The organism is Rathayibacter sp. Leaf296, assembly GCF_001423045.1.
Taxonomy (GTDB): Bacteria; Actinomycetota; Actinomycetes; order Actinomycetales; family Microbacteriaceae; genus Rathayibacter; species Rathayibacter caricis.
Window position 1 is genome coordinate 440,966 of sequence record NZ_LMNR01000001.1, and the last position, 1,784, is coordinate 442,749.

The following is a 1,784-nucleotide window of genomic DNA, read 5'->3' on the forward strand; positions in this document are numbered from 1 at the left end:
ACTTCCTCCGGGGCGCAGTGCGCTCTCCCGGCTTCCCCATGGATCCGGGGGCGATGCGCCCCCTGGTGCTGATCCTGGCCGAGCGGAGCCCTGCGACACGACGTCCCGACACAACGAACGCATCACGGTTCTCGGCGAGGCGGTTGAGAGGGCGCGGTGCTCGTCGACGGCCGTCCGAGGGGCGGGAACGAGGGAGGGGCGCCCCTTGCGGGACGCCCCTCCGATGGTGCCGTGACCGCTAGGCGCGGCGGCGGCGCGTGATCATCAGCGCGAGTCCTCCGAGGATCCCGAACGCCGCGAGGGCGAGGGGAGCCGCGGGCGAGACGCCGGTCGCGGCGAGGACGGGCCGGCCGGCCGTGACTCCGGTGCCCGAGCCGCTGCCCGCGCCCGTCGTCGCACCGGCTCGGGCCGCCGCCTCGGCGACCGAGCAGTCGGCCGACTCCGGCAGAAGGTCCGACTCGGTCGTGCCGTAGTCGTACGAGGTGCTCGCGGTGCGGCCGCTGGTCGCGCCGAGGGCGACGACGCAGTAGACCTCGGCGTCGGGGTCGTCGAGCGGGTACCGGCCCAGCGCGATCAGGCTCCAGCCCACCCCGTCAGCGGTGTACGCCAGGCGGGTGCTGCCGTCGGCGAGGCGCTGGCGCGTGCCGTCGACCGAGTGGATGCTCACCGAGACGAGCTCGTTCGCCGCGAAGCCCCAGAGGGCTCCGCCGCTCGTGGGCTGCCCGTCGTCGGGCCCCGGCTGGGAGGGAGCGCTGGAGGGCCAGATCCGGATCCCGGGCTCGCCGGCGACCTGCACCAGCGAAGCCGAGACGCTGCGGCCGCTCGTTGTCCCGACGCCCGTCACTGTGAAGGTCCCGAGCTGGTCGGCCATGGTGCTCTCATCGAGACGGACGAAGGTCTCGCCGTAGATCATCGACCAGGGGTCGTCCGCCGTCAGGGTGGTGACGGAGCCGTCGGGAGCGGTGAGGGTCGTCGTGACGAGCTCGTCACGGTCGAAGCCGACCAGCAGTGCGACCACTTCGAAGACCCGGAATCCGGCCACGCCGACCTGGCTGCCGGCCTCGATGCGGCCGCCGTCCTCGGCGACGACGAAGGACACCCCCGCAGCGGGCCGCGTCATCGTCAGCGGCACGGTGTTCGACGTGATCGGCTCCCCGGCCGCGTCGATCCCCGAGGCCACCACGGAGATCCGCTCACCGGCCCGGGGGAGGTGCGGGTAGGTGCTGAAGCCGTCCGAGCCCGTGGGCAGCCAGTCGTTCAGCACGATCTCGCCGGTGGCGGAGGCGACGACCGTGGTGCGCGATTCCTCGTCCGGGCCGTCCATGAGCGAGATCACGACGACGGTGCCGGGGGTGTAGCCGGAGCCGGTGACGTCGATGCCGTCGCCCCACCCTGCGTCCGGTCCGCCGACGGCGGTCGATCCGACGACGAACGTCGTGCGGGAGAGGGCGAGCTCCGGAGCCGCGGACACGGGAGCCGCGCTCGGGACGGCGACGGGCGTCTCGGTGGCGACCGGAGTCGCGACCGGTGCGCTGGTCGGCTCGGGCGTGCTGGTCGGTTCCGGCGTACCCGTGGGCGCCGGAGTGCTCGTCGGCTCCGGGTCGCTGGTGGCGATCGGGGTCGGCGTGGGCTCGAGTACCGGCGCGACCGCGGTCGGCGTCGCCTCGGAGGCGGGTGCCTCGAGGATCTCGGTGGCCCCCGCCGCGCTCGGGAACGCAAGCGCTCCCAGCAGTGCGGCGGTCGTGATGACGGAGGCCGTGCGGCCCCCTCGCGCTGTACGCACG

General features: G+C 74.0%; 1 pseudogene. It reads right to left on the reverse strand.

From position 1 onward, the window contains the following. Nucleotides 1-238: 238 nt before the first annotated feature. A pseudogene (locus tag ASF46_RS01855) lies at nucleotides 239-1,784 on the reverse strand (hypothetical protein); the annotation flags it as partial.